This window comes from Streptosporangium sp. NPDC049376, from assembly GCF_044466505.1.
Taxonomy (GTDB): Bacteria; Actinomycetota; Actinomycetes; order Streptosporangiales; family Streptosporangiaceae; genus Streptosporangium.
Map to the genome: position 1 here is coordinate 27,587 of NZ_JBITMT010000001.1, position 22,373 is coordinate 49,959.

The window sequence follows — 22,373 nt, forward strand, 5'->3', positions numbered from 1 at the left end:
GTGGGGGTCGCGTAGGCTGGGCGCGTGATGCTGCGCACAATGGCGTCGCGCGTGCTCGACGACAACGATCGTGACGAGGTGCTGGCGATCCTGGACGCCGACCCCGTCTCCAACGTTTTCGTCGCCTCCAGGGTTCGTGCCGTCGGTCTCAGCCCGGCCAGGCTCGGCGGCCAGATGTGGGGGTTCGGCCCGCGCGGCGGCCTCACCTCGCTCTGTTACGCGGGAGCCAACCTGGTCCCGGTCAACGCCGGCGCCGAGGCCGTGCACGCCTTCGCCGAGCGTGCCCGCAAGCAGGGGCGCCGCTGCTCCTCGATCGTCGGCCCGTCCGACGCGGTCGAGCCGCTCTGGGAGCGGCTCGAACCGTACTGGGGGGCGGCCCGCGCGATCCGGTGGACCCAGCCGGTGATGGAGGCGACCGAGCCGTCCCCGGTCCCGGCCGACCCCCTGGTCAGGCGGGTCAGGCCGGAGGAGTTCGAGATCCTGCTGCCCGCCTGCGTCGCGATGTTCACCGAGGAGGTCGGCATCTCGCCCGAGGTGGGCGACGGGGGCGCGCTCTACCGGTCACGGGTCGCCGAGCTGATCCGGATCGGCAGGTCCTACGCCAGGATCGACGACGGCCGGGTCGTCTTCAAGGCCGAGATCGGCGCCGTGACCCCCCAGGCGTGCCAGATCCAGGGGGTCTGGGTCCACCCCGAGTTGAGGGGCAGGGGCCACGCGGTCGCCGGGATGGCCTCGGTGCTCAAGCACTCCCTCGAATGCTTCGCGCCGGTGGTCTCGCTGTACGTCAACGACTACAACGCCCCTGCGAGGGCGGCCTACCGCAGGGCGGGGTTCCGCGAGGTCGGCACCTTCATGTCCGTCCTCTTCTGAGGAGCGGGTTCACAGGGCCCGGACGAGCCTGGTCAGCAGGTGTTCCAGTTCGGCGCCGGGGTCGGCGGTGAGACCCGCGTGCACCGGGCCCGTCTGCACGATCGTGCTTCGCGGGGCGGTCAGCCAGCGGAACCGGCTGCCGAGCGACTCGCCCGTCAGCGGACCCTCCTCGCCGAGGCAGGAACGCCGGTAGGCGCCCAGAGCGTGTCGTACGCCCTCGACGTCGGCGTTCGCGTCGAGGGCCCGCAGCCTGGCCTCGTCAAGCTCGATCCCGGCGCACAGGTAGTCGCGCGGCTGGCAGTACAGCAGCACCCCGGCGTTGATCAGTTCGCCGCGTTCGACGCGGGGGACGACCCGGATCACGGCGTACTCGTAGACGTCTCTCACCGGTTGTCCTTCCAGAACGCGCCCACCGAGCCGGTCTTGCCGCCCTGCCGTGCCCCGGGAGCCCCCTGGGGAAGCTCCTGGGGGAGCCACCGCCTGGGGGCCTGCGCCCTGGCCAGCAGATGCTCCACATAGGCCTGCCGTACGGCCTCGGCCCCGTCGAAGCCGGGTTCGTCCTCAAGCCACTCGTCGGGGACCTCGTCGACGACTCCGTCGAGGAGGTCCCTGGTGATCGTCTCGCTCAGCTCGGCGTCGACCTCAGGGAGGAGGGTCGCGTGGGGGGCGAGCACGTGGTCGGAGCCGTCGAAGGGGCGCTCCGGGTCGGCGGCCGGCCAGTTGTGGTGGAACCACAGGGCGGCGCCGTGGTCGATCAACCAGGTGTCGCCGTGCCAGACGAGGAGGTTCGGGTTGCGCCAGCTGCGGTCCACGTTGTGGATCAGGGCGTCGAACCAGAGCAGCCGGGAGGCGAAGCCGGGGTCGGGCGGCCAGGTGAGCGGCTCGAAGCCGAGGGCCGCGGGCAGGAAGTCGACCGCCAGGTTGAGCCCGGCGCTGGCCCGCAGCAGGTCCTGGATCTCCTCGTCGGGCTCCCGCACGCCGAGCTGCGGATCGACGTCGATCACCTTCAGGTCGGGGGTGCGGAAGCCGAGGCGGCGGGCCAGCCCGGCGGCGATGATCTCCGCGACGAGCACCCTGCGGCCCTGCCCCGCGCCCCGGAACTTCACGACGTAGGTCCCGAGATCGTCCGCCTCGACCACGCCGGGAAGCGACCCGCCCTCGCGCAGCGGAGTCACGTATCGGGTGGCCGTGATCTGTTCCAGCACTCCGCCAGGCTAGCGGATGGTCACGGTCCTCTATCGCCACTCGTGTCACGACATATGGGCAGCTGTTAACGAATGTCCCAGTCGCTTCCAAGTGCCCCCCAAGTGCGGCGGGCCATGCTCTCGCCTGGGAAGCGAGTTTGGGGAGAGTAAGAAAATGTGGCGAAGACTCAGCGCCGTCGCCGGACTGGCCATGGCCGGGGTGCTGGCCCTGCCGGGCGCCGCCATGGCCAAGCCGAAGGAACTGGACGTTCCCGTGGGAACGTGGCTCGCGGCGAGGACACATCCCGCCGTGCAGCTGACCTCGGTGTCCTACACCGCGGAGGTGGCCGTGCCGACGCCGGTCGCCAACCTGGACGCGATCAAGCAGCTGACCCAGCAGGGCATCTCCGCCGTCCAGTCGGGCAAGATCTCGGCGGACGAGAACAGCATCTACCGGTGGGTCGTCCAGCAGATGGCCAAGGAGCCGGGGCGTTACTTCTCGCCGGGCACGCCGGAGCGCGTCGTCGAGGCGAGCGCGGGCGGCCTGTGCACCGGCTGGTGGGTGACCCCCGACGGTTACATGGTGACCGCGGCGCACTGCGTCGGCCAGGAGGAGACCGAGCTGGCGCAGACCTTCGCGGAGCAGGCGCTCACCGAGGTCAACAAGAAGGACGCCGCCGACCTGATCGCCGATCTCGGCGACGTCGCCTCGGACGACGAGATCGTCAGGACCGCCTCCAAGATCTTCCAGGTCTGGAACGCGGACAACATCAAGATCCGCAACGTCCAGAGCTCGCTCTCGTTGTTGCAGAGCCTGCCCGGCGGCGGGGTGGACAAGACGGCCAAGTCGGTCCCCATCGAACTGGTCGCCAAGGGCACGGTCTACCCGGGCAAGGACGTGGCGATCCTCAAGGCCAACGGGCAGAACAACCTGCCGACCGTTCCGCTCGGTCAGGACTCCGACGTCCGGGTCGGTGACACGCTCTACATCAGCGGGTTCCCCGGCACGGTGACGCAGACCTCGATCTTCAACGTCGAGTCCAAGCTCGACCCGGCCTTCACCGAGGGCCCCTACAACGCCAGCAGGCAGACCCCGGAGGGCGTGCCGTACATCCAGACGCAGGCCCCGTCCTACCCGGGAAACTCGGGCGGGCCGGTGTTCAGCAGGGACGGCAAGGTCATCGGCATCCTGGTCGGCGGTCTCATCCAGCAGGACGGCGGCTCGACCGAGGGCGAGAGCTTCGTGCTGCCGGTCAGCATCGTCAAGGAGAAGCTCAACGAGAAGAACATCAAGCCCGCAGAGTCGGCCACGACGAAGGCCTACAACGAGGCGCTCGACCTGTTCTTCGCCAACCACTACTCCGAGGCGCTGCCGAAGTTCCGTGAGGTCCAGGCGCTGCAGCCGAACCACCCCTACGTGGCCAAGTACATCACCGACTCCCAGCAGGCCATCACCGCGGGCAAGGACGAGAGCTCCTCACCGATCCTGCCGTGGGTGCTGTGGGGCGGCGGCGGGGCGGTCGCCCTGCTGGTGGTCGGCGCCCTGGTGGCCATGGCCGGTAAGGGCAGGCGCCGGGTGAAGACGCCGCCCACCTCGTTCCCGCCCGTGTCCTACGGTGCCCAGCCCGGTCACTCGCCGCAGGGACCGGGGTACGGCCAGCCGTACGGCGGGGCACCCGGGGGAGCGCTCGGAGGGCCTTCCGCGGGGGCGCAGGCCTACCAGCAGCGGCCGCCCTACCCGTTGCCGCCCGGCTCTGAGGAGACCCGCTCGGTCCGCCCCCATGCCCAGCAGTACGGCGCGCCGCCCCAGATCCAGGGCCCCCAGGCTCAGGGTCCCCAGGCCCCTCAGGCTCAGGCTCCTCGGGCACAGGGGCAGGGGCCGGGGGCGAACACCCGCATCGCCGGGCTTGAGGCGGAACTTGAGGAACTGCGCCGCAGCATGGGGCAGCGGCGCCCGCCCGAGCGACGCTGACGCCTCCCTCAGACGGTGACCCTGGCCCTGCGCCGCCCCTGGTAGGGACGGCGCAGGGCCGGGTCGTCAGCGGGGAGCGGCGCCGTCAGTACGGGAACCGGCCCGTCCTGGACGGCGGCCGGGGTGGTCGCGGGACGGGCGTGCACGGGCCGGGTCGGCCGTGTGGACCGCATGGTCGTGCTGACCGGGGTCTCGGGCCTGCGGTGCCGCCTGCCCCGCAGCGGGGCGTCCTGCGCGAAACCGGGCGACAGGGTGGAGGACTCGGTGACCGGGTGCTCGCGCAGGCGGCGCCTCCCCTGGTAGGGCAGGCGGGGGCCGTCGTAGCGGCGGACCGTGCCCGGCTCCGCGGCGCGGAGCGGATCGGTGTGGGGCCGCGTGTGCCGTCCGCCGCCGGGGAGGTCGGGGACCTCCGGCTCCTCGACACGCGCGGGCGGAGCGGTGACCGAGGGGAACCCCGTCGTCTGGGCGGACCTGAACGTGGTCTCCGCGACGGCGGGCGCCGTGGCGGACAGCCCGGCGGGAACCGTGGCCGACACAGGGGCAGGCACGGGAACGGCCGCCGTGACAGGCGCCGTGGTGGCCATCACGGCGGGTGCCGCAGTGGGTGCCACAGTGGGCGCCACGGTGGGTACCGCGGCAGGTGCTGTGGCGAGGGCCGTGACGGGCACGGCGCGGGTGACGCGGCGGCGTCCCGGGGCGCGACGGCGGCCGGGCGCCCGGCCGGTGCCGGCCGTACTCCCGGCACCGGCCATGGCGAGCGCTGGGCGTGTCTTCAGCTGCCTGGTCTTGGCGTGGGCGATGAGTGCGACGGCGGTCAGCAGGACCGGCGCGAGGATCGCGGGGGTGCCGAGCTGGGGGGCCTCCGAGGGCAGGCGCAGGCTCGTGGCGGCGGGGGCGGCGGCGATCGCGTTGGTGTCCGCGGTCGCGGGCTTGGCGTGCTTTCCGGTACGGCCCGCGGCCTGCGTGGTGGCGGGCGGCGCGGTCTTCGCGGTCTGCTTGGCGGGAGGCTGGGGTTTCGCCTGTGCCGCTGAGGGGTCCTTCGCGTGGGCCCCGGTCTCCGGCTTGGCGTGCTTGGGGCCGGTCCTGACCGGTGGGGAGGGCGGCAGGTTCTCCCGCACCGTGGCGGGCGGGGCCTGCGACAGCAGGTCGGGGTTACGGGTGAGGGCGACGGAGTTGTCCGGGCGGGGGGACGCCGTGACGATCTCCTGCTGCTGGGCGGCCTCCTCGTCCAGACGGGCCTTGATCTTCTCGGGGTATCCGTATCCGACGACCTTGTCGGTGTCGCGCACCTTGCGTTTGGCGACGCCGCCGTCGATGTTGCCCTCGATGGTGTGGATCTTCTTGCCCTCGACCCGGGTGACGATCCCGACGTGGTCGATGCCGTCGAGCTTCTTGCCGCCGCTCCAGTCGAAGAAGACGAGGGCGCCGGGCTTGGGGACGGTGCCCCAGGCGTCCTGCTGGCGGAACCACTTGGCGTGGTGGACGGTGTAGGCGAACTGCCCCACCCAGTCTTCGTAGCCGAGCTTCTTGGCCGCCCAGGACAGGTACATGTCGCACCAGGGGGCCGTGCTGTAGTCGGCGTCGAACTCGACGGTGTTGTACCAATCGCCGAACTTGGTGTAGCCGCTGCCCCGCTCGGAGTACCCGAGCTGGCTCTCCAGCAGTTCGATGAACTTGTACGTCTCAGGTGTCATCTGGAAGTTTCCGGTCATCCTCCGACGGCCGTCGAAGCATGGTCGCGCCGCCCTCGCGACCTGGCCGCCGGAAGACGGGGGTCGAGCGATGGTGCGTCACGGGACCGACCGGCGAGGCGGCCGAGACACGTGTGGCGGCACCATTGGCCAGTTGTCTTCCGTGACGAGGGAGGTTACCTCCCTTAAAGGGAAGGTCAAGACGGTCCGGGACCCGCTCCGGAACGAGCTATGGTGCACCGGACGGCAAAAGCCGACGTCAAAGGCATTTTCATGATTTTTCCACTGTAAACGCCCAGCCAAAAAAGATCTGGCGAATCACGAAATCCGCGGTGGGGCGGGGGCGTCGAGCAGGGCGAGGGCCAGTTCGGTGACGGACCGGGTGAAGCGCCGGGGCTCCTCGGGCGACGCCGTCCGCCGGACCAGTTCACCGTCGAACACGGCGAGCAGGGCGTGGGCGAGGAAACCCGCGAAGTCCGCGTCGAGGCCGGGGCGCGCCTCGGCCACCAGGGTCGCGATGTGGCCGTGCCAGAACAGGTAGCTCGGCTCGGTGTACTTGGCGTCGGCGCACGCCTGCTCGTGCGCGGTCAGCAGGGCGGCGTTGGCCTCGGCGATCCCGCAGAGCCCGTCGAGGAAGGCCGTCAGGCGCTCCCGCGCGGGCGCGCCCGGCCCCAGGGGCGGGGGGCCGTCCACGATCGCCTCACGCAGCGCGAGCGAGCGCTCCTCAAGGAGGGCGCGCAGCAGGCCGGTTCGGCTGCCGAACCTGCGGAAGACGGTCCCCTTGCCGACCCCCGCCTCGGCCGCGACCCGGTCGAGGGAGACGTGGTCGCCGCCGTGCTCGGCCACCAGCCGTTCGGCCGCCCGCAGGACGGCTCTCCGGTTGCGTGCGGCGTCGGCGCGCTCCTGACGCTGCTCGGCCATGGGCTCTCCCGTTGACAAGCGGACCGATGGTCCGAATATTCTAGCGTCCAGGTAAGCGGACCGACGGTCCGCTGCAGTGATCCCCACGGAGGGAAGTCCCATGACCGTTCGCGCCGTCGTCACCGACCCCCGGGCACGGGCCGCGCTGCGGATCGCCGAGGTCGCCGACCCCGAACCACGTCCCGGCCAGGTCCTGATCGACGTGCGGCACATCTCACTCAACCGGGGCGAGGTGGCCTTCGCCGGGAGTCTTCCCCCGGGAACGGTGTCCGGCTACGACGCCTCGGGCGTCGTGGCACGCGCCTCCGCGGACGGCAGCGGGCCCGCGGAGGGCACCCGCGTCGTCGCCTTCGGGCCTGGCGCCTGGGCGCAGCGCGTCGCGGTGGACACCGACGCGGTCGCCGAGGTCCCCGACGTCGTCGACCTGGCCCACGCCGCGGCGCTGCCGATGGCGGGGGTCACCGCGCTGCGGGCACTGCGGACCCGCCCGATCCTGGGCCGCAGGGTCCTGGTCACCGGGGCGGCGGGAGGGATCGGCCGGTTCGCGGTGCAACTGGCCGCGCTGGGCGGGGCACACGTCGTGGCCTCCGTCGGCTCCGCGGCACGCGGGGAGGGGCTGGCCGGACTGGGCGCCCGCGAGGTGGTCGTCGGCCTCGACGGGATCGACGGCTCCTTCGACCTGATCCTGGACAACGTCGGCGGGGCGCAACTGGTCGCCGCCTGGCCGTTGCTGGCCCCCGGAGGCGACCTCCAGAGCATCGGCTGGGCCTCGGGAGAACCCGCCGTGTTCGCGCCGGGCTCACTGTTCTTCCTCGGCCGGTCGAGGACGATCAGCACGTTCGGCGACGCCACGGCCTTCGGTCCCGACCTGGCCACCCTGCTCGGCCTGGCCGCCGAGGGCAGGCTCTCCGCCGAGATCGGCCTGCGAGACACCTGGGAGCGCCTCGCGGAGGCCGCCGAGGCCCTGCTCGGACGCCAGGTCGCGGGCAAGGCCGTACTGGACGTCGAACCGTGGCGGGCGGGTCAGAGCGGGGCGTAGAGCACCAGGACGTTGCCGGAGGGGTCGCGGAGCACCGCCCTGACCTCGTGCGGCCCCCTCTCGGGCTCCTGGACGACCTCGGCGCCCGCCCCGGTCAGCTCCCGTACGGCCAGCGCCACGTCCGCCACCCGGTAGGAGGGCGCGGTGACGTCGCCCGCGACCCGCTCGGCCGCCCCGACCAGCGCGACCGTGACGCCGCCCCCGTCGAGAGCGGCGAACCGGTCGCCGTCACGGAAACGCACCGCGAGACCGAGCGCACCCGAGTAGAAGGCGATCGCCCCGTCCATGTCCTCGACGGGGACCAGCACGTTGCCGAGCCTGCTCACACCGGCCTCCAGGGGAGAGGTCATCCCGGCTCCCCGGGAACGGAGGGGACGTCCTGCGGCGCCTCCGAGGGGTCGGAGGGGCCGGGCTCCTGCTCGCAGGGCGGCAGGTCGACCCGGGCCTGGCTCGAACGGCTCTCACCCGCGGGCACCGTGGTGATCGTCACGGTCCGCCGGGCGTACTGCCCGCACTCGGGCAGCGTGGCGAACTCGCCGGCCACCGTGCGCGTGTAGTCGGTGCGGCCGGACAACTCGATCGTCTTGGCGCTGCCGGTCGTCCCGCCGTCGGCGCCGGGGACCTGCTGGGTGAAGGCCAGCCGTACGGTCACCGGGGAGGTGCCGGAGGCGCGCACCCGGAAACTGACGGAGGTGCCGTCGAAGGAGGTGATCGTGACGGCGGGAGGCGCGCACTCCTCACCCTCGACCACCGTCTGGGCGTACTGGGCGCCGTTGCCCGCGGGACGGTCCGTGGTGACCGTGACCCCGAGCACGGCCCGCCCGCCGCACGGCACCTCGGCCGGGGGAGCGGGAAGTTCGACGGAGTAGCCGGTCTCCCCGGACAGGGTCCTGGTCACGGTGTCCAGCGTGCTGACGCCGCCCTCGTCGTCCTTGCGGGTGAAGGACGCGGTGAGCCGTACCCTGCCCGGACCGCCCGCACGGACCTTGACGACGGCCGTCTCGCCGTCCCAGGAGGTGATCTCCGCGTTGCGCACCTCGGGGGCCGGGCACGGGCCGCCCCTGACCTCGACCGTACGGCTCAGCTCCCCGCCGGAGAACCGGGGCGAGGTCGAGGCCGTGACCCTGCGGTAGAGGGTCTGCTCGCAGGCGGGGGCGGTGAAGGCGTAGGGAACGGGCTGGGAGTGGACGCCGTTGCCCCTGAGGGTGAAACTCCGTGTGGCCACCTTCGTCAGGTCGTCACGTTCCTCACCCTGGGCGAAGGAGACGGTCAGCACGACGGAGGCCGGGGTCGAGGAGCGCAGGCTGAGCGTCGCCCCGCCCGCGTCGAACCGGGTGATCGCGAGGTCGTCGACCCCTGGGCTGGAGGTCGGGGTGGGGGACGGCGTCCGCGACGGGTCGGTGATCGGGGTCGGCCGCGCGCTCGGGGACGACGTCGGGGTCCTGCGCGGCGTCGGGTGGGCCTTCGGGGGCGTGCTCTCCGACCTGGCCGAGGTCCGTTCCGTTCCGGTGTGCGGCCGTTTGACGGGAGGCCGGGCCGGTTCCGGCGGGGGAGAGCCGCCCGCGCCGTCCGGCGGGGTCTTCCCGGCCCCGGGCACATGCGCGGGCGGAGTGAAGATCGAGTTCGCCGAGAGCCTGTCGGCCGACCGCCCCGAGGCGACCAGCCCGACGGTGACCGCGACGGTGATCACGACGACCCCGGCGAGCAGCCTGGGGCCGAGACGGGGACGGCGCCTGCCGCCGCCCCTGCCGAGCACGGTGCTCGCCAGCGAGGTGCTCGCCCGCTGGGCCGGCCTGGCCAGCGGGAACGACAGCGCCAGCAGGGTGGCCAGCTCTGCCAGGTGCCGCCGCCCCCGCTGCTCCCACTCCGGTCCGTACGCGGCGGTCGCGGCGGCTTCGAGTTCGAGGACGAACGCCTCCGCCGTCGCGGGCCGGTCCGCCGGATTCTTCGCCATGCCCCGCGCGACCAGGCCCCGCACCGAACTCGGCACGGCCTCGATCGGGATCGGCGCCCGCTGGTGCTGGTGCATCAGCGCGGCCCCGTTCTCCGCACGGTAGGGCCGATGCCCCGTGAGGCACTCGAAGAGCACGCAGGTGGCCGCGTAGACGTCGCTCGCCGGGGTGGCCGGATGCCCGGCCCACTGCTCGGGGGCCATGTACGGCGGGGTGCCCTGGGGCGCGTCGGAGGCCCCGGTGCGGGCGGCGATGCCGAAGTCCGTCAGCTTGCTGGCGCCGTCCGCCTGGATCAGCACGTTCTCGGGCTTGTAGTCGCGGTGCACGATCCCGGAGGAGTGCGCGAACGCCAGTCCGAGCAGCGAGCCCTTGAGCACGACGAGCGCCGCCTCGGGGCTGGTGGTGCCGTGCTCGGCCAGGATCCTCCTGAGGGAGACGCCGTCGACCAGCTCCATGACGATCGCGGCGTCGCGGGTGTCCTCGTAGTACTCGTAGAACTGGACCACGTTCGGGTCGTACAGCTCGACCATGACGCGCGCCTCCTCGCGGAAGCGCGCCAGGAACCTGTGGTCGCCCCGCAGGGCCGTGTTCAGATACTTGATCGCCACGTAGGCGCCGGTCGCGGTGTAGGTGGCCAGCACCACCCGGCCGCCGCCTCCCGCGCCGAGGTCTCGAACCTCGTGGTATCCCGGAACCAATGGAGTCCCCCTCCGAGCGCCGTCGCTTGTTCGACGGTCTCACCCCTGCCGTCGGTTGTCACGGTTCGCGAATTTCGTAAGGAAATCGCTATGTGGGAGACCGGTCTAAAGAGACGCGTAGACGGCCTCGGCGAGCCGGTGGGCACGAGGGCTGTCGGCGACGGCGTCGGTCATCCTGTTCATCGTGTACGCCATGCCCAGGCCGTGCTCCACGTCGCCGAGGCTGAGGAAACCGCCCATGCCGGTGTGGCCGAAGGCGGTCCGCATCCCCTGCTCGGGGACCTGGAAGGCCTGTGCGGGCCGCATGTAGCCGAGGCCGAAGGAGCTGTCGAGGAGCAGCACCCGGTCGGGGCCGGAGACCCGGGGCCTGACGGCGTCCCGCAGGGTCTCCGGGCGCAGGATCCGCCCGGCGACCAGATGACGGTAGAACCCGGCCAGGCCGAGGGCGGTGGCGACGACCCCGATCGCGGGCCAGCCCGCGCGCAGGACGACCGGGTGGTTGGCGCCGCCGCGCAGCTTGGTGACCTGCGGGTTGCCCATGGCGCGGCCGGTCAGGCTCTCGCCGTCCCGCATGGCCCTGCCGAGCGCCTCCCCGGCGTCGGCGCCGGGGTTTGTCACGTTCCCGGGCGCCGCCGGGGTTCCCGAAGCCGCCGGTTCCCCGGGTGTCGCAGGTTTCCCGGGTGTCGCAGGCTTTTCCGAAGTCGCCGGTGCCGAGGCCCCGAGACGCAGCCCGCCGGACAGCCGGGCCGCCCGCGCCGCCACGTCGTCCGGCGCGCCGAGCCAGAGTTCGAGCCCCAGCGGGTCGGCGATCTCGGCGGCCACGAACTCACCCGCCCGTTTTCCGGAGACCCGGCGGATCACCTCGCCCAGCAGGAAACCGTAGGTCAGCGCGTGGTAGCCGTGCCCGGTCCCCGGCTCCCACAACGGCGCCTGCCCGGCCAGCCGGTCGGCGATGGCCTCCTGGTCCTCGAACTCCTCGACCGGCACCGGCTCCTCGATCACCGGCAGCCCCGCCTGGTGGGTGAGCAGGTGCTCGACGGTGACACGCTCCTTGCCCGCGCGGGCGAACTCGGGCCACACCTCGGCGACCGGTGCCGTGACGTCCAGCAGACCGCGCTCGGCCAGCAGCAGCACCGCCGTCGCGGTCACCGCCTTGGTGCACGAGTAGACCAGCGTGGGGGTGCCACGCTCCCAGGGACGCCCGTCACGGCGGTCGGCCACACCACCCCACAGGTCCACGACAGGCCTGTCGTCAAGGAAGACGGAGAAGGCCGCGCCGAGCTCCCCGTCACCGGCGAAATTCTGGCGGAACACCTCGCGCACCCGCGAGAACCGAGGATGGCACCATCCGTGAACCGCCATCGTCCACTCCTGTGAAAACGCATGTGAGCGCGGAAAACCCGCCGGGCGTTGAGCCTAACAACGCCCGGGAGCGACCCGGGACCCTCAGCCCCCGCCGGTCTCCTCCGCGCGGGAGGACACGTAGGCGCCCCCGCCCTCCACGGTGTAGACGAGGCCCTCGTCGGACAGGACCTGGATCGCGCGCCGTACGCTGCCCGGATCGAGGCCGTAGCTCCGCTGGAGGCTCTCCTCCGAGGGGAGCGGGCGGTCGAGCTGGAGCTCACCGCTCGTTATCCGCGCACGGAGGATGCCCGCGAGCCGCAGGTGGGCGGGGACGGAGTCGCCCGGGTCACCGGGCTCGATGGTCGCGGCCATATGTCCTGGATGCCCGCCGTAGGGCTTCGTGTCCCAGGTGTGCCGTAACAGGGACGACGGTTGACAGACGTTTTGTACGGCTCAGCGTCCCCGCCAGCCGTCCCGATGGAGGAGGTCGGCCAGGGGGACGCGTCCGCGCCACCCCTTGCGTTCGAGGTCGGGCACGCGCTCCCGGTGCGTCACCGGTCCCAGGCAGAGCCAGGCCACCGGGCGGACCCCCTCCGGGATGCCGAGCAGGTCGCTGACGAACTCCTCCCGGTAGAAGGACACCCAGCCGACCCCCAGGTCCTCCGCGGTGGCCGCGAGCCAGAGGTTCTGGATCGCCAGGCACACCGAGTAGAGCCCGGCGTCCGCGATCGAGTGGCGGCCGAGGACGGCCGGGGCCCCGCGCGCCGGGTCGTAGGTGACGACGACGGAGAGCGTCGACTCGCGCACCCCGTCCACCTTGATCGTGGCGAACGTCGCGGCCCGCTCGGCGTCGAGGGTGGCCGCGAAGACGGCGCGCTCCCGCTGGACATGGCCGGCGAAGGCCTCGCGGATCCCCCGGTCGCGGACCACGATGAAGTCCCAGGGCTGGGAGAGGCCGACGCTGGGCGCGGCGTGAGCGGCCCCCAGGATCCGTAGCAGGACCTCCTCGGGCACGTCCTTGCCGGTGAACTCACCGCGCACGTCCCGTCGTTCGAAGATCACGTCGTAGAACTCAGGCATGATCGCCAGCATCTCGTGTCGCGCCGCGCACCGGTACGCCCGCCGTACCTCTTCTCCCGGCCACGCCCCCGTGGGCCCCCGCGCCCTCTCGTGGCCGGAGAAGAGATACGGCGGACGCGCCCCCCTTCAGCCGAGGGCGACACCACCGCGGTCAGCCTGCCGGGCGGCCCTGCACGTTTCCTGTACGGCGGGCACGGGCCGAGTGAAGGCCCAGGTCAGGGCACCACCGTGACGTCGAAGAAGATGCCGCTGAGGTGGGGCATGTACTGGTTGCCGTCCACGTCGACCATCTTCCAGTAGACCTTGCACCGGGCCGGTTCCTTGGGGGCCCGCACCTCGACGCTCACCAGCGCGGACTCGCCGGGCTCCGTGTCGGGGATGCGCACACTCCTGTGCTCGGTCTGGCACAGGTCCTCGCCGTCCCACGGCCACTGCCGGTACAGGTAGCGGTCCCGCCACGGGACCGTGCCGATGTTGTCGATCTGCCAGGTCTTGACGAACGTCTCACCGACCCGGACCGTGCTGCCGTCGGGGTAGGTCACGTCCTTGGCGAGCCGTGACCGGTCGCCGGGGATGGGCCGGACCAGATGGGTCTCGGGGGGCAGTTCCTCGGGGCGCGGCAGCCACAGCCACAGGGCCGCTCCGAGGAGCAGGCAGACGACCACGGCCACGACGGCCGTCAGCCGCGCCCGTTTTCCGGAGAACCGTCTCCTGAGAAGCACCCCCCAGGGAACCGTCTCCTTGAAGGACCACCCCCAGGACCCGTCCGCCAGGACCGCCGGGATCGTGGACCCCGCCGGGGGCGCGGGGTCCACGGCCTCCACAGGCTTCGCGGGCGGCGCCGGGTCGGTCGCGGACCCGGTCTCGGCAGGCTCAGGACGGGGTTCCACGGTCTCCGTGCCGTCGGAGCCGGAGGCCAGGATCTCCCGGTGCAGGTCGCGCAACTCGGGGCCGGGGTCGGTGCCGAGCTCGTCGCGGAGGGTCCTGCGCAGCCGTTCGTAGAGCGTGAGCGCCTCGGCCGACCGCCCGGTCGCGTGCAGGGCGCGCATCAGCCGGTGGTGCAGCGTCTCGCGCAGCGGGTTACGGCTCGTCAGTTCGGCCAGTTCGGCGACCAGGGTCCCCAGGGCGGCCTCCCCGGAGAACGTCAGCTCGGCGTAGAGCTCCATGGCGGACAGCCGCAGTTCCTGCGCGTGCGCCGCTCGTTCCAGGACGCACGGTGTCTGCGGGACGTCGCTGAACGGCTCCCCGCGCCACAGGTCGAGCCCCTCCCGCAGGGTCTTCGCCGCCGCCTCCGGGTCGCGCTCTTCACCGGCCAGGGACAGCGCCCGCTGCATCCGCGCCAGGTCGGTGCCGGTCTCGCCGAGGTTGAGCCCGTAGCCGCCCGCCCTGCTGTACAGGACGGGTTCCGTCTCCACGGGTCCGGTGAGGGAGCGAAGCAGGGCACGTAGCCGGGAGGCCCGGACCTGGACCGCGTTGGCCGGGTCGGCGGGCAGCCGGTCGGGCCACAGCGCGTTGGCGAGGTGCTCGGTCGAGACGGTCTCGCCGGGGTGGGCGAGCAGTTCACCGAGGAAGGCACGATCCTTGGCGGCGGTGGGGGCGGTGGACTGCCCCTGGTGCGTGATCGTCAGGTTCCCCAGCACGAGAAAGTCCACGCGGTGGAGTATGGCAGCTTTCGTCCAGTATTCGTCTGCCCTTCGGCGTGCTGTCAGAGACAACGCGAGGAGGTATGGTTCGGACGCGCCGATGTCGAAGGCATCGTGCAGGGAAGCCGTCGGTTCAGGGCTGCCAAGTCCGTGCCACCGTCAGGCGTCGGGAAGAAACACGGTCTGACGCTTCGGCGCCGTGTGTGAAGGGTTTCGGCTTGGGCGCGTCGGTGTCTGGACTGAGGAGCGAAGGAGCGCAGCGGATGAGCGACGAGGGAAGACACCGACCCGAGGCGCCCAAGCCCGCGGTGCCGGAGGCGCCGCTAAGAGGCGCAGACACCGACTTGAGAGCGCCCAAGCCCGCGGTGCCTGAGGCGCCGCAAAGAGGCACAGTCCGCCTGCCCGGGGTGGCGCTCACCGACCATGTGTTCACCGTGCCTCTCGACCACGCCGATCCCGGCGGGGAGACGATCGAGGTCTTCGCCCGCGAGGCGGTCGACCCGGCCAGGCGGGGGGACGACCTGCCGTGGCTGGTCTTCCTCCAGGGCGGTCCCGGCGGCAAGTCACCCCGGCCGCACGCGGCGGACGGCTGGCTGGCACGCGCGCTGCGCACCCACCGGGTCCTCCTGCTCGACCAGCGGGGGACGGGCCGCAGCACCCCGATGACCGCCGCGACGCTGACCGGGACCGACGCCGAGGTGGCCGCCAGGCTGCGGCACTTCCGCGCCGACGCGATCGTCGCCGACGCCGAGCTGATCCGGCGGGAGCTGGCCGGTGACCGGCCGTGGGAGACCCTTGGGCAGAGTTACGGCGGGTTCATCACGCTGACCTACCTCTCCAGGGCGCCCGAGGGGCTGGCGGCGTGTTACGTGTGCGGTGGGCTGCCGGGGCTCGCGGCGGACGCGGCGGAGGTCTACTCCCTCACCTACCCCCGGGTCCGCGCCAAGGTCGAACGCTTCTTCGCCCGCTATCCCGGGGACTCGGCCAGGCTGGACGCCGTCGCCGACCGGCTGCGCGAGGAGGAGGTCAGGCTTCCCGACGGGGACGTGCTGACCGTGCGCCGTCTGCAGAGCCTGGGCATGTGCCTGGGGATGAGCGACGGCGCCGAGTACCTGCACTGGCTCCTGGACGAGGCGTGGACCGGGCGGGAGCTGTCCGACCTGTTCCGCTACGAGGTCATGATGGCCACCGGGTTCGTCGGCAACCCCCTCTACGCGGTCATGCACGAGTCGATCTACGCCCAGGGGGCGGCGACCGCGTGGGCCGCGCACCGGCTGCTGCCCGCCGAGTTCGCCGAGGACGCCCGGCCCCTGCTGCCGACCGGGGAGATGATCTACCCCTGGATGTTCGAGGAGATCGCGGCCCTGCGTCCCTTCAGGGGCGCGGTGGAGATCCTCGCCGCCGACGACTCCTGGCCCCACCTGTACGACCCCGTACGGCTGGCCGCCAACCGGGTCCCGGTCGCCGCGGCCGTCTACTACAACGACATGTACGTCGACGAGGGCCTGTCCATGCGGACGGCCGCCGAGGTCGGTGAGGTGCGGACCTGGGTTACCAGCGAGTGGGAGCACGACGGCGTGCGGGTCTCGGGCGAACGCGTGCTCGCCCGCCTGATGGACACGATGACGGGCGTGTACGGCTGAGACCGGGGCACCCCTCTCCTGGTGCTCAGGGGGAGAGGACCTCGGTCAGCGGCAGCCGTACCTGGAAGCGGGTGTCGCCGGGCACCGACTCCACGCGCAGGTCGCCGCCGTGGCGTCCGGCGACGATGCGGTAGGAGATGTCCAGGCCGAGTCCGGTGCCCTCCCCGACGGCCTTGGTGGTGAAGAACGGCTCGAAGATCCGGTCGCGCAGGTGTTCGGGCACGCCGGGCCCGGTGTCGCAGATCTCGATGAGGGCGGTCGTGCCGTGTTCGAGGCGGGTGCGGACGGTGAGGGTCCCCTCGCCCGCCATGGCGTCGAGCGCGTTGTGGACCAGGTTGGTCCACACCTGGTTGAGCTCTCCGGCGTAGCCTGGCAGCGGTGGCAGCTCCGGGTCGTAGTCGGTGGCCACGGTGATTCCCGGCGGGATCTTGCCGCGGAACATGGTGAGCGTGCTGTCCAGCAGTTCCCGCAGGTCGACCCGCTGGTACGGCGCGCGGTCCATCTGGGAGTACTGCTTGGCGGAGGCGAGCAGCGTCGAGATCCGCTCGGTCGCGTCGGTCACCTCGTCGAGCATCTGGGAGATCTCGACGGCCTCCGCCAGCCAGCGCACCGCGCCAGCCAGGTGCTCCTCCCCTATCTTGGCCCTGACCTTCTCCAGACCCTCCTGGCCGAACCCGGCGCTCACCAGTGGCGCCGCGATCTCCCAGGCGTCCTCGACCCCGGCGGCCTCCAGGGCGTCGCCGAGTTCGTCCTCGGCGTCGGAGGTCTCAAGCGGGGTGAGGGCGGGCACGTTCCCGACGCTCTCCGCGCAGCCCTCCTGCAGGTCGACCAGCGCGCGCAGCCGCTCGGGCGGGATGCCCGCCTCGGTGAGGTCGGCCAGTTCCCGCCGCGCCGACTTGATCTTCTCCCGCAGCTCGCCGACCGCGCGCACGGCCGCGGCGGCCGGATTGTTGAGCTCGTGGGTGAGCCCGGCGGTGATGGTGCCGAGCGCGGTCAGCCGCTGCCGTCTGTCGATGAGCTCGCGCTGGGCCAGACCGCCCAGACGCACCCCGTCGAGCAGGTGGACGGCCATCGGGAACCACTCGGCGACCATCTTCCCGTACTTCCTGGCGGGCAGGACGAACAGCCGGGAGGGCTTGGTGGCGCGCAGCGAGTGGGCGTAGGTCTCCGGGGCGCGCTCGCCCAGGTAGGCCGAGGTCGCCCCGGCGTAGACCCCGACCTGGGAGGTGGGGGTCATGGTCACCACACCGGCCGGGGTCTCGGTGGACATGACGATCTCGCCGTCGATGAGGACGACGAAGTGCTCGGCGGGCTCGCCCTGCCGGATGATCGTCCCGCCCGCGCCGAACTCACGCTCCTCGCCGTGCGAGGCCAGCCACCGCAGCTTCTCCTCGTCGAGCTTCTCGAACAGGAACAGCCCGCGGAGCACGTCGATGTCGATCATGCGGCCTCCGTCACGTCTTCTCCAGGTAGCGGTGCACCAGCGCGACGGCCATGGCCCCCTCGCCGACCGCGGAGGCGACCCGCTTGATCGAGTCCGCCCTGACGTCCCCGGCGGCGAACACCCCGGGCACGTTGGTCTCCAGGTGGTACGGCTCCCGCCGCAGCGGCCAGTTGCGCGGCCGGTTCTCCGCGGCGGTCAGGTCGGGGCCGGTGAGGACGAAGCCCCTGCGGTCGCGTTCGACCGTGTCGCCCAGCCAGTCGGTGAACGGCTCGGCGCCGATGAAGACGAACAGCCACTCGGCCTCGGCCGTGCGCTCGCCCTCGGGGCCCTTGAGCGTGAGCCGTTCCAGGTGGTCGTCGCCCCCGGCGCCGACGACCTCGGTCTCGGTGTGCACCTCGATGTTCGGGATCTGGGAGATCTGCTCGATCAGGTAGTGCGACATGGACTTCTCCAGCCCCTCGCCCCTGACGACCAGGTGGACCTTGCAGGCGTATCCGGACAGGTAGACCGCGCCCTGCCCGGCGGAGTTGGCGGCGCCGACGACGTAGACCTCGCGGTCGCGGCACTCGGGGGCCTCGGTCACCGCGGCACCGTAGTAGACGCCCCTGCCGACGAAGTCGTCGAGACCGGGGGCGCTCAGCCTGCGGTAGGAGACGCCGGTGGCCAGGATCACGGTGTGCGCCGCGATGCTGCCGCCGTCGGCGAACCCGACGACCTTGGCCTGTCCCCGGACCTCCAGGCTGGTGACCGTACGGGCGGTGAGCAGTTCGGCGCCGAACTTCAGGGCCTGGCGGCGGGCGCGGTCGGCGAGCTGGGCGCCGGAGACGCCGTCGGGGAAGCCGAGGTAGTTCTCGATGCGGGAGCTCTGGCCCGCCTGCCCGCCGGAGGCGTGCTGCTCGACCATCACCGTGCGCAGCCCCTCCGAGGCCCCGTAGACCGCGGCGCCGAGGCCGCCGGGACCGCCGCCGATGACGATCAGGTCGTAGAAGTCGGTCGCGGGGGCGGTGGACAGGCCGACGGCGGAGGCCAGCGTCGAGGTGTCCGGGGCGACGAGCTTGGCGCCCTCGCCGGTGACGACCAGCGGCAGCCTGGCCGGGCTGACCTCGTGGGCCGCGTCCTCCTCCCCGGTCCGCTCGCCCGCCGCGGTCAGGAGCTGGACACCCTCGGGGGAGTCGGCCAGCAGCCAGCGGTAGGGGACCTGGTTGCGGGCCAGGAAGTCGCGGACCTCGTAGGACCTGGCCGACCAGCGGGCCCCGACCACCCGCAGCTCGTCGGAGTCGCGCCGCTCGGCGCGCTGCCAGGCGTCGAGCAGCGAGTCGAGCACCGGGTAGAACTTCTCCTCGGGCGGGTCCCACGGCTTGAGCAGGTAGTGGTCGAGGTCGACCACGTTGATCGCCTGGATCGCGGCGTCGGTGTCGGCGTACGCGGTGAGCAGCACCCGGCGGGCGTACGGGTACAGGTCCATGGCCTGTTCGAGGAACTCGACGCCGTTCATCTGGGGCATCCGGTAGTCGGCGAGGATGGCCGCGACGTCGTCGCCGCGCAGCCGCATCTCGCGCACGCTGTCCATGCCCTGTGTGGCGCTGTCGGCCCTGACGACCCGGTAGGACTGGCCGTACCGGCGTCTGAGGTCGCGTGCGACGGCCCGCGAGACGCCCGGATCGTCATCGACAGTTACGATGACCGGTTTGTCCATGACCAGCCTTCCCCCGAAGCGTGACATCTTCCTCCGAAGAATGTCATATCCCTCTGTGGTGCCCGGCCATCGCGGTCTCAGTGGTCGGGCATGCCCACGGCGCGCAGCAGGGCCGCGGGGTGGCCGTGGGCGGCACGCAGCCGCATCAGCTCCGGATCGCTGCTCCAGAAGTCGGTCAGCGTGCCGTGCCCGATCCGGTCGGCGATGATCTGCAGGGCGATGTCGTGCTTGATGTACTCGACCGCCATCAGGACGACGGCCGGGTCCTCGGTGTAGACGCCCCAGGCCGAGCCGTTCACGAACCCGCCGATCAGGACCTCGCGGCCGTCGCCGACGACCACCAGCAGGCCGCAGCCCAGGTTGTCGGCCACCGAGTCGGGCACCGGGAAGCGGTGCTCGTACAGGTAGCCGACCTGGGTCTCGGCCGGGCCGAAGTGCACGACCGACACCTCGACCCCGCGCTCGGCCGCCCGTCCGACCAGCGGGGAGAGCTGCTTCATCTCCTCCGGCCAGATCGACAGGAACAGGTCGGTGCGCGCGGCGGCGACCACGTCCTCCGCCCGCGCGAGGACGGCCTCGGTGCCCTTGAGGTTGTGGATGATGTGCGCCCCGGGAGGCGCGACGATCGTGGGCAGTGAGGACTGGAGCGACTCGATCGAGTCGTCGAACTCTCTGCGCATGCGTTCGAGCAGGGACCTGGGCGGCAGCGGCAGGTAGCCGACCGCCTCCTCGGGGCCGCGCAGCTCGTAGGCCGCGCCCTTGGACACCAGCTTGCCCAGCGTCTCGTAGACGGTGCTTCGTGGCACGCCGGAGCGCTTGGCCACCTCGTAACCGTTGAGGGGTTGCCCGGCGACGACCAACGTCACATAGGCCTTGGCCTCGTAACCGGACATGCCCAGGCGCTGCAACTGCTCCACGACGTCCCGCATCGGAGTTATGGTACGGCTCGCCATGCCTGTTGGGCGTTGTCGTAACGAACATTATTTAGTACGAAATTAATCGTTTTGGAGTGTTTTCCAATGGAGTGCGGAAAAAGTTGCCGCTGACCAGCGCTTTTTCCAATCGTGCCGGTGAAGGCCGGACCGGCGACCAGCTTCATCGGGATTCAGAAAACGTTCCGCACGCTGGAACACGGCGGGCCATGTCCTGGGAACGCGGAAGGGCCGCGCCCGCCCCTTCCGGGTGGACGCGGCCCCGCGCGGACGTGCCTGTCAGACCTGGCCGGCCTTCTCAAGGGCGGAGCAGCAGGTGCTGACGATGAGACGGGTCACCAGATACGGGTCGACGTTGGCGTTGGGGCGACGGTCCTCGATGTAGCCCTTCTTCTCCACCTCGACCTGCCACGGGATGCGCACGGAGGCGCCGCGGTCGGAGACGCCGTAGCTGAACTCGTTCCAGGGGGCGGTCTCGTGGTGGCCGGTGAGGCGCTCCTCGATGCCCGCGCCGTAGTGCTTGACGTGCTCCAGGGCGTTCGCCGCGAGGGCGTCGCAGGCGGTGATGATCGGGTCGTAGCCCTCCCGCATCGCCTTGGTCGAGAAGTTGGTGTGCGCGCCCGCGCCGTTCCAGTCGCCCTTCACCGGCTTGGCGTCGAGCGTGGCGGCGATGTTGAAGTCCTCGGCGACGCGGTAGAGCAGCCACCGGGCGATCCAGAGCTGGTCGGCGACCTCGATCGGGCCCGCCGGGCCGACCTGGAACTCCCACTGGCCGGGCATGACCTCGGCGTTGATGCCGGAGATCGCCAGACCGGCCTCAAGGCACAGGTCGAGGTGCTTCTCCACGACGTCGCGGCCGAAGACCTCGTCGGCGCCGACGCCGCAGTAGTAGCCGCCCTGCGGGGCGGGGAAGCCGCCGATCGGGAAGCCGAGCGGACGGCCCTCCTTGAAGAAGGTGTACTCCTGCTCGATGCCGAACCAGGACTCCTGCTCGGCGAACCGCTCGGCCACCTCGACGAGGGCGGCGCGGGTGTTGCTGGCGTGCGGGTTCATGTCGATGGTGAGGACCTCGCACAGGACCAGCACGTTGTCGCCGCCGCGGATCGGGTCGGGGCAGGTGAACACCGGCTTGAGCACGAGGTCGGAGGCGCCGCCGTCGGCCTGGTTGGTGCTGGACCCGTCGAAGCCCCACAGCGGCAGCTCGGCGCCGTCGGCGAGGATCCTTGTCTTCGAACGGAGCTTGGCGGTCGGCTCGGTGCCGTCGATCCAGATGTACTCAGCCTTGAAGGTCATCGCCGGAGTCCTTGCTAGGGGAGGGGTCTGCTGCCCCAAAGACTCGCAAGTCGCGATTTCGCATCTGTTGCCCTTATGTGAACGGGATGTTACTCAGGTCCGGTTCGCCCGGCACGGTGTTCACATTCCCGTGAAAACAGGGTCTGAGCTGCGGAAACGGAGATCGTCACGGGGTCGTGTGAGCCTTGTCACCGTCGTCGCCGGGCTCTATCCCGAAGAAACGGGCCGAGGCGGACTCGTGGGCCAGGCGGCGCAGCACGTCGAGGACCCGGCCGTGCATGACGGTGCCGATGACCAGGGTCTCGACCGCCGTCTCACGGGGCCCGTCCAGGGGGAGGACGCCGAACTCGTGCTCGACCAGCGTCTCCGCGGCCCGCGCGTAGGGACGCAGGGCCTCCTCGTCCATCGGCATGCCGAGCCGGGCCAGGGCGTACAGGGCCTGGGCCAGCTCGTCGAGCGCCGGGGCCCAGGGCTCCGTCCGCCAGCCGAGGCCGGAGATCAGCCGGTCGGCCTCGGCGCGGGCGCGGCGCCACTCCTCACCGTCGGGCCGGGGCGCGGGCGCGGGGGCGATGGCGTAGTGGGCGGTGCCCAGCACACGGTGCATGCTCAGTTCCTCGTCGTCGACCGCGGCCAGCACCTTGGCGATGGAGGCGATCGGCAGCCGCCCGACCTCAAGCAGCGCGCGGATCAGCCGCAGCCTGCGCACGTGGGCCTCGCCGTACTCGGCCCTGGTCGCCGAGGTCTGCTCGCCGGAGGGGAGCAGACCTTCCCGCAGGTAGTACTTGATCGTGGGGATGGGCACGCCCGTCTCGGCGCTGAGCTGGGAAATCCGCATAGCCGGATAGTACAACTACCCAATAGGTGCGTCGTTGTTCCCGTCGGGGGCGGAGGGTAGCGTGACGGTCACCGTACGTCATGAAAGGGTGATCGTGAACTCCCCCTCTCTCCCTTCCGGGTGGCGAGCCGGGCGG

General features: G+C 71.6%; 19 protein-coding genes. 4 read left to right on the forward strand and 15 right to left on the reverse strand.

Annotation, left to right across the window (positions count from 1 at the left end; genetic code table 11):
• Positions 1 to 27 precede the first annotated feature (27 nt).
• A complete protein-coding gene (locus tag ACIBVQ_RS00110) occupies positions 28 to 870 on the forward strand; it encodes a DUF4081 domain-containing protein (protein WP_352009434.1) in 843 nt (280 codons plus the stop codon).
• Positions 871 to 879: 9 nt separating this feature from the next.
• On the opposite strand, the gene ACIBVQ_RS00115 is transcribed toward ACIBVQ_RS00110, so the two are convergent.
• Positions 880 to 1,257, reverse strand: a complete 378-nt coding sequence (locus ACIBVQ_RS00115; RefSeq protein WP_352008408.1) for a DUF3037 domain-containing protein — start codon at positions 1,255 to 1,257, stop codon at positions 880 to 882.
• The gene (locus ACIBVQ_RS00120) at positions 1,254 to 2,075 is read right to left on the reverse strand and encodes a HipA family kinase (RefSeq protein ID WP_352008409.1); all 822 of its coding nucleotides are present in this window, start codon (positions 2,073 to 2,075) and stop codon (positions 1,254 to 1,256) included. Before ACIBVQ_RS00120 ends, ACIBVQ_RS00115 begins: the two co-directional genes overlap by 4 nt.
• 154 nt (positions 2,076 to 2,229) lie before the next feature.
• Here ACIBVQ_RS00120 and ACIBVQ_RS00125 point away from each other — a divergent pair, with 154 nt between their 5' ends.
• Positions 2,230 to 4,026, forward strand: coding sequence for a trypsin-like peptidase domain-containing protein (locus ACIBVQ_RS00125; RefSeq protein ID WP_399174668.1), 1,797 nt, complete (start codon positions 2,230 to 2,232; stop codon positions 4,024 to 4,026).
• Between the two features lie 8 nt (positions 4,027 to 4,034).
• Here the strand turns inward: ACIBVQ_RS00125 and ACIBVQ_RS00130 are convergent, their stop codons facing one another.
• Together ACIBVQ_RS00130 and ACIBVQ_RS00135 are read right to left on the reverse strand one after the other, a co-directional pair.
• Positions 4,035 to 5,720, reverse strand: coding sequence for a CHAP domain-containing protein (locus ACIBVQ_RS00130; protein WP_399174670.1), 1,686 nt, complete (start codon positions 5,718 to 5,720; stop codon positions 4,035 to 4,037).
• Positions 5,721 to 6,035: 315 nt separating this feature from the next.
• Positions 6,036 to 6,638 carry a TetR/AcrR family transcriptional regulator gene (locus ACIBVQ_RS00135; RefSeq protein ID WP_399174672.1) on the reverse strand — a complete coding sequence of 201 codons (603 nt, stop codon included), beginning with the start codon at positions 6,636 to 6,638 and terminating at the stop codon, positions 6,036 to 6,038.
• Positions 6,639 to 6,738: 100 nt separating this feature from the next.
• Between ACIBVQ_RS00135 and ACIBVQ_RS00140 the strand changes: the two genes are divergently transcribed.
• Positions 6,739 to 7,677 carry a zinc-binding dehydrogenase gene (locus tag ACIBVQ_RS00140; protein ID WP_399174674.1) on the forward strand — a complete coding sequence of 313 codons (939 nt, stop codon included), beginning with the start codon at positions 6,739 to 6,741 and terminating at the stop codon, positions 7,675 to 7,677.
• On the opposite strand, the gene ACIBVQ_RS00145 is transcribed toward ACIBVQ_RS00140, so the two are convergent.
• From ACIBVQ_RS00145 to ACIBVQ_RS00170, 6 genes are all read right to left on the reverse strand, one after another.
• On the reverse strand, positions 7,662 to 8,027 hold the full coding sequence (locus ACIBVQ_RS00145) for a VOC family protein (protein WP_362783605.1): 366 nt from the start codon (positions 8,025 to 8,027) through the stop codon (positions 7,662 to 7,664). The genes ACIBVQ_RS00140 and ACIBVQ_RS00145 overlap by 16 nt on opposite strands.
• Complete coding sequence (locus tag ACIBVQ_RS00150) at positions 8,024 to 10,327, reverse strand: serine/threonine-protein kinase (protein WP_399174676.1); 2,304 nt, start codon at positions 10,325 to 10,327, stop codon at positions 8,024 to 8,026. The genes ACIBVQ_RS00145 and ACIBVQ_RS00150 overlap by 4 nt, the downstream gene beginning before the upstream one ends.
• A 105-nt stretch (positions 10,328 to 10,432) precedes the next feature.
• The gene (locus tag ACIBVQ_RS00155) at positions 10,433 to 11,689 is read right to left on the reverse strand and encodes a serine hydrolase domain-containing protein (RefSeq protein ID WP_399174678.1); all 1,257 of its coding nucleotides are present in this window, start codon (positions 11,687 to 11,689) and stop codon (positions 10,433 to 10,435) included.
• Between the two features lie 84 nt (positions 11,690 to 11,773).
• Positions 11,774 to 12,043, reverse strand: a complete 270-nt coding sequence (locus tag ACIBVQ_RS00160) for a GntR family transcriptional regulator (RefSeq protein WP_352008417.1) — start codon at positions 12,041 to 12,043, stop codon at positions 11,774 to 11,776.
• A gap of 81 nt (positions 12,044 to 12,124) precedes the next feature.
• Complete coding sequence (bluB, locus tag ACIBVQ_RS00165; protein WP_399174680.1) at positions 12,125 to 12,751, reverse strand: 5,6-dimethylbenzimidazole synthase; 627 nt, start codon at positions 12,749 to 12,751, stop codon at positions 12,125 to 12,127.
• Between the two features lie 215 nt (positions 12,752 to 12,966).
• On the reverse strand, positions 12,967 to 14,403 hold the full coding sequence (locus ACIBVQ_RS00170) for a BTAD domain-containing putative transcriptional regulator (protein WP_399174682.1): 1,437 nt from the start codon (positions 14,401 to 14,403) through the stop codon (positions 12,967 to 12,969).
• 398 nt (positions 14,404 to 14,801) lie between these two features.
• On the opposite strand from ACIBVQ_RS00170, the gene ACIBVQ_RS00175 reads away from it, so the two are divergent.
• Positions 14,802 to 16,037, forward strand: a complete 1,236-nt coding sequence (locus ACIBVQ_RS00175; RefSeq protein WP_399174684.1) for an alpha/beta fold hydrolase — start codon at positions 14,802 to 14,804, stop codon at positions 16,035 to 16,037.
• A gap of 25 nt (positions 16,038 to 16,062) precedes the next feature.
• On the opposite strand, the gene ACIBVQ_RS00180 is transcribed toward ACIBVQ_RS00175, so the two are convergent.
• The 5 genes from ACIBVQ_RS00180 to ACIBVQ_RS00200 form a co-directional block, all read right to left on the reverse strand.
• Entirely contained in the window at positions 16,063 to 17,481 is a 1,419-nt protein-coding gene (locus ACIBVQ_RS00180; protein ID WP_399174686.1) for an ATP-binding protein, read from the reverse strand.
• A 10-nt stretch (positions 17,482 to 17,491) separates the two neighbouring features.
• The gene (locus tag ACIBVQ_RS00185; RefSeq protein ID WP_399174688.1) at positions 17,492 to 19,177 is read right to left on the reverse strand and encodes an FAD-dependent oxidoreductase; all 1,686 of its coding nucleotides are present in this window, start codon (positions 19,175 to 19,177) and stop codon (positions 17,492 to 17,494) included.
• A gap of 77 nt (positions 19,178 to 19,254) precedes the next feature.
• A complete protein-coding gene (locus tag ACIBVQ_RS00190) occupies positions 19,255 to 20,106 on the reverse strand; it encodes a helix-turn-helix domain-containing protein (protein ID WP_352008423.1) in 852 nt (283 codons plus the stop codon).
• A gap of 282 nt (positions 20,107 to 20,388) precedes the next feature.
• Positions 20,389 to 21,402: a glutamine synthetase gene (gene glnII, locus ACIBVQ_RS00195; protein ID WP_399174690.1), complete on the reverse strand. Its 1,014-nt coding sequence runs from the start codon at positions 21,400 to 21,402 to the stop codon at positions 20,389 to 20,391.
• 166 nt (positions 21,403 to 21,568) lie between these two features.
• Positions 21,569 to 22,237 (reverse strand): MerR family transcriptional regulator, encoded by a 669-nt coding sequence (locus ACIBVQ_RS00200; RefSeq protein WP_352008425.1) that lies wholly within the window; start codon positions 22,235 to 22,237, stop codon positions 21,569 to 21,571.
• Positions 22,238 to 22,373: the final 136 nt, after the last annotated feature.